The following is a 4,322-nucleotide window of genomic DNA, read 5'->3' as shown; positions in this document are numbered from 1 at the left end:
GCCACGACCAAGAATGCCGCGCTCGTTCTTGACACCTGTCTCGAGGGCCGGGCCGACGCCTTCAATCCGGCTGAACTGCTTCTGGCGGCGATCGCCGCCTGCATGATCAAGGGCATCGAGCGCGTCACGCCGATGCTCGGNTTCAAGCTCCGCGGCGTCAGGGTCGCGTTGCATGCCGTTCGGCGCGACAGCCCGCCGGGGATTGCCTCCATCCACTACGAGCTTGTCATCGACACCGATGAAACCGACCAGCGGCTGGAGCTGCTGCACAAGAACGTCCGCAAGTATGGCACGATTTCTAATACGGTCGCTGCAGCCACGGTACTCGAAGGCACGATCAGGAGAGAAGCATGAGCCGAAGCACGTCAGTTTAAACGCGCTGACCAGCTCGATTTTGATCAACGGAAGCAGCCTTTTCGCTGGAAGGTCGTGGCTGACTACCATTGGCTGGAGATGGCGATAAGCTTCCAGGCTGACGTGCTCGCGAAGGAAGGTCGGCTTCTGCCAGAGCTCGCTGATGTGGACTGCTGCTGGTCAAACAGACGCGGCAATTTGATCCACGTCATAGCGAGTTCGGCTGTCAGGGTGTGAAGTGTAAAAAAATAGGAGGGTCGCATCGATGCTGATCCGCACGCTCTCCACTTTGGAATGCGAGAAATTGCTGGCTGCCAACCGCGTCGGCCATCTGGCATGCGCTAGGGACGGACAACCCTACGTCGTCTGCTTCAACTACGCCTACGCCGACAGTCACCTCTACGCATTCTCATTGCCGGGCAAGAAGATCGACTGGATGCGCGCCAACTCCCTGGTATGCGCCCAGATCGTCGAACACACCCAGGGACGAGGATGGAGAAGCGTGATTGTCGACGGCCGCTTTGAAGAGCTGCCTGACCAGATCGGCCACAAGCTTCAGCGCGATCACGCATGGTCAGTGTTGAGCAAGCACTCGGACTGGTGGGAGCCCGGCGCGCTCAAGCCTGTCATGCCTCCCGTGTCAGATAGCTTGCCGCACGTCTTCTTTCGGATCCTCATAGAAGAGATGTCTGGCCGGGAAGCGAGTGAATAGGCCACCATGCGTGTGGCCTGGGGCGCGGGGAAGGCCTCGAATTGCGCGGGCGCGGCCCGCTTTCGACGGACCAAGCCGCATGGCAGTGGTGTTCACGATGCGATTGGTTTCGAGAGAATATGATCGCATCACTGTGTCTTCCGGGACCCGCAGTTCATAACATCTATTGCTCTCATTTGCCTCATCCCAGCACAGTTCAAGTGAATAGGCGCCCGAGTGCCAATCGCCGATATCGTAGCTTGGCCGCCCCTCACGTCCTTTGAGGCAAATCGATACCTGCCGGGGTGACTGTGGTGCGTAGAAAAGAAGGAGTTGAGGTGGCCAAGGGGTTATCGCTCGACGCGCCTAAGGGAGGGCGACAAGGTGATCATCGGGCGCTGGGGCGGCCCCACGGATTTGCGAGGGGCCGTGCGGCGCGTCGAGCCCTCCGGCTTCACCAAAATCTCCGCGCTCGGCGTCGAGGAGCAGTGCGTCTGGGTTGTCGTCGACAGAACCTCGCCACGAGAGACGTGGGCCTGCTTGGAAGATAGCTACCGCGTCGAGGTCAAGATCGTGGTTGAGGAGAACGACCACGCAATCGTCGTGCCGATCGGAGCCCTGTTCCGGCGCGGCGATGCCTGGAGCGTCTTCGTTGTCGAGGCAGGCCGCGTTCATCTCCGAGAAACCCAGGTTGCGCGCCTATCGGCTCGCGTCGCCGCCGTTGCGCAGGGCGTGCACCCTGGCGAGATCGTCGTCTATCCACCTGCTAGCCTTGCCCAGGGGAGCAAGGTCAAGCTCCAGTAAGGGTGCTGTTCGACGGTCAATCGATGTGCCATCCATGTCTATGTTTTGTGTAAATCGAAGCTTCCGTTCTGATTTCGGCGATAGTCAACACCGTCTACCACGTGTGAATGATCTGCCTTCGGCTCGCGCGAGACGTAGTCGATGTGAATTGCCAGCAGTTTGTCATGGGCAGGATTGCCTTTGAGAACAGCAATTATAGCTTCCACGATCTTCGCCGCGTCCACCTCTCGTTCGCGATGGCTAATGAGTGGCCCGTTTAGGTCGCTATTCACAACAGCTACGACGATCTGGATCGCGTTGGTTGCGACCTCGATGGCGTTCCCGTCATGGCCAGTCGCCGATATGATCGATTGTTTGATTTCAACATCGGACACAGCAGGCGCTGCTTGGGAGTGAGCCAAACCGATCGCCGACGCCCATGCCACGGAGACGCCCAGAAACGCGATGAGAACACGACGACGCGAGAGCATTGATTTTTCCTCCAAACCCCAGACTTCTAGCACGAGCAGCGGTTGTGAACTTGACCTGTGTCAATGGGGCGTGGTCTGTCGGTGGGCGGGCGAGAGCGGGGGAGGATTACAGGAACCTGTGAAATCGTCCTGAGCGGCCTGCCTTGGCAATGCAGCGCGGCAGATCGGCCTCGATACCCAAATGTCCAACATCGTCAGCCTGCTGCGGTGAGCGTCAGGATCATCGGTCAATCGGGCGAACAGCTCCAAAGCCTTGATCCAGGTCAAGGCACGGGAAGCCGACTTGCCTGTTTCTGATGTACTTCCTGCAAGGAGTGAATGGTATGCACGCTCGAGCTTCATCTGACGTACAGGTCTGGGATCCTTTCGTTCGCATAGCTCACTGGACGGTCGCCGTCGGATTTTTCGTCGCATACCTGACGGAAGACGCAAAGATCGTCCACGTCTGGGCGGGCTACATTGTCGGAGTGCTGGTCTTCGCCCGTATCCTGTGGGGATTTGTCGGACCGAGCCATGCGCGGTTTTCTGACTTCACCACCGGTCCGATAGCGGCCACCCGCTACCTCTGGGACCTCGTGCGTACGCGTGCAAAGCGCTACGTCGGGCAGAGCCCCGCCGGCGGCGCAATGGTGATCGCGCTTTTGGCCTTCCTGGCTGCGACGGTGGTGACCGGGCTTGTCCGGTACGCTGAAGAAGACGCTGCCGGGCCGTTGGCTCCCCTGTATGCGCAGACATTATCTATCGGTGGAGCGCAGACCGTCGAAGACGACGAGAATCAAGTCGGAGAACGCGGAGGCAGGAGTGCCTTCAGTGAGTCCCACGAAGTGATTGCCAGCATAACGCTTGGCTTGATTGTCTTCCACGTTCTCGGCGTAGTCCCGGCAAGCTTCGTGCATCACGAGAACCTCGCAAGGGCAATGGTTACCGGGCGCAAACGACCTGACTGACAACCAGCAATTGCCAAGTGCCGCGGATGTCATGTCATCGAAACGCGCCAGGCCGCCTAACTGGATGGGCATCGAACCTAGCCTGCGGCGAGGGTCCTGCCCTTGGATCGTTGGCGGCGCACGCACACAATGGCTTGGACGACTATTTTGCAAGTGTCCGGAATCTGTGCACGACTCATTTCGCCCGGGGGATTGTAGGCAGTTATTTCAACTCCACGCTGACCGGGGTTACTTATTCAAATATCCATCTCGAGGTGTAAGACAATGACCTACTACATAAGCCGCCTGTTGCCGACGGCATTCGATGAGGCCGTCGTGCGGACGAAAGCGGCTCTCAAGGCCGAAGGTTTTGGCGTGCTGACTGAGATCAATGTGCAGGAAACGCTGAAGACCAAGATCGGTGTAGAGTTCCCGAAATACGTTATCCTCGGTGCATGCAACCCCGAGTTGGCCCACGAAGCCCTCCTGCTGGAAAGCAAAGTGGGGACGATGCTGCCGTGCAATGTCGTAGTGCGGGATTCAGGAAACTTGCAAACTGAGGTAGCTGCAATCGATCCGGTCGCCTCCATGCAAGCGATCGACAATCCCGCGCTGAAGCAAGCCGCCGAGGCCGTGCGGTTGAAACTCAAACGGGTGGTCGCGCACCTTTAGGCATCAGGACGGCAATTCTGGAGCCCACCGCTCTTAGCGTTTGGGGCTGAGGATGCGCCCAAAACGTAACTCTGGCGACCATCGGCGATCACTTCTGCAACTTGATCCAGCGCAATGCGGCGCGCTCGAAGCGATGGCTTGGTGTCGCAAAATGGAGTTCTCGTCATGATGTCATGGAGCAATTGTTGCGGCGGAGCTTGGGGCATGTCGTTCTCTGGGGTTTGGCCCGTTTCTGCTGATTCTGATCGGGGCCGGTGTTGTCTACTACTATTTCTGGCATCAACCACCGCGCGAACAATTCCGGGACGCGGCCTCGCTAGAAATTCTGGATCGCCGCTATGCCTCTGGCGAGATCACGAAAGAGCAATATGAGGAGATGAAAGGCGACCTAAAAAAGCACTGATT

7 protein-coding genes are annotated in these 4,322 nt (G+C 58.4%); 6 read left to right on the top strand and 1 reads right to left on the bottom strand.

The genetic code is table 11. The features are described 5' to 3' along the window. The first annotated feature begins 102 nt into the window (after positions 1-102). The 3 genes from A3AU_RS0127395 (at position 103) to A3AU_RS0127380 (ending at position 1,849) form a co-directional block, all read left to right on the top strand. On the top strand, positions 103-354 hold the full coding sequence (locus A3AU_RS0127395) for an OsmC family protein (protein WP_470362448.1): 252 nt from the start codon (positions 103-105) through the stop codon (positions 352-354). 265 nt (positions 355-619) lie between these two features. Then, positions 620-1,066: a pyridoxamine 5'-phosphate oxidase family protein gene (locus A3AU_RS0127385; RefSeq protein WP_027055710.1), complete on the top strand. Its 447-nt coding sequence runs from the start codon at positions 620-622 to the stop codon at positions 1,064-1,066. A 363-nt stretch (positions 1,067-1,429) separates the two neighbouring features. Then, complete coding sequence (locus tag A3AU_RS0127380) at positions 1,430-1,849, top strand: efflux RND transporter periplasmic adaptor subunit (protein WP_027055709.1); 420 nt, start codon at positions 1,430-1,432, stop codon at positions 1,847-1,849. Between the two features lie 38 nt (positions 1,850-1,887). Here the strand turns inward: A3AU_RS0127380 and A3AU_RS0127375 are convergent, their stop codons facing one another. Continuing rightward, on the bottom strand, positions 1,888-2,319 hold the full coding sequence (locus tag A3AU_RS0127375; RefSeq protein WP_027055708.1) for a hypothetical protein: 432 nt from the start codon (positions 2,317-2,319) through the stop codon (positions 1,888-1,890). Positions 2,320-2,615: 296 nt separating this feature from the next. Here A3AU_RS0127375 and A3AU_RS0127370 point away from each other — a divergent pair, with 296 nt between their 5' ends. The 3 genes from A3AU_RS0127370 to A3AU_RS1000000141015 all read left to right on the top strand — a co-directional run bounded on the left by A3AU_RS0127370 (position 2,616) and on the right by A3AU_RS1000000141015 (position 4,320). Further along, positions 2,616-3,266 (top strand): cytochrome b/b6 domain-containing protein, encoded by a 651-nt coding sequence (locus tag A3AU_RS0127370; protein ID WP_051355489.1) that lies wholly within the window; start codon positions 2,616-2,618, stop codon positions 3,264-3,266. Between the two features lie 264 nt (positions 3,267-3,530). Further along, positions 3,531-3,917 carry a DUF302 domain-containing protein gene (locus A3AU_RS0127365; protein WP_027055706.1) on the top strand — a complete coding sequence of 129 codons (387 nt, stop codon included), beginning with the start codon at positions 3,531-3,533 and terminating at the stop codon, positions 3,915-3,917. A gap of 181 nt (positions 3,918-4,098) precedes the next feature. Continuing rightward, entirely contained in the window at positions 4,099-4,320 is a 222-nt protein-coding gene (locus A3AU_RS1000000141015) for an SHOCT domain-containing protein (RefSeq protein ID WP_081709693.1), read from the top strand. Positions 4,321-4,322 lie beyond the last annotated feature (2 nt).

It is taken from the genome of Mesorhizobium erdmanii USDA 3471 (assembly GCF_000472705.1).
In the GTDB taxonomy this organism is placed as follows: domain Bacteria; phylum Pseudomonadota; class Alphaproteobacteria; order Rhizobiales; family Rhizobiaceae; genus Mesorhizobium; species Mesorhizobium erdmanii.
This window is presented reverse-complemented; position numbering and strand designations above follow the sequence as displayed.

Bases quoted from the DNA above. Each gene is read 5' to 3' on its own strand.
- A3AU_RS0127385 (WP_027055710.1), top strand. From the start codon at position 620: ATGCTGATCCGCACGCTCTCCACTTTGGAATGCGAGAAATTGCTGGCT.
- A3AU_RS0127375 (WP_027055708.1), bottom strand. From the start codon at position 2,319: ATGCTCTCGCGTCGTCGTGTTCTCATCGCGTTTCTGGGCGTCTCCGTG.
- A3AU_RS0127370 (WP_051355489.1), top strand. From the start codon at position 2,616: ATGTACTTCCTGCAAGGAGTGAATGGTATGCACGCTCGAGCTTCATCT.
- A3AU_RS0127365 (WP_027055706.1), top strand. From the start codon at position 3,531: ATGACCTACTACATAAGCCGCCTGTTGCCGACGGCATTCGATGAGGCC.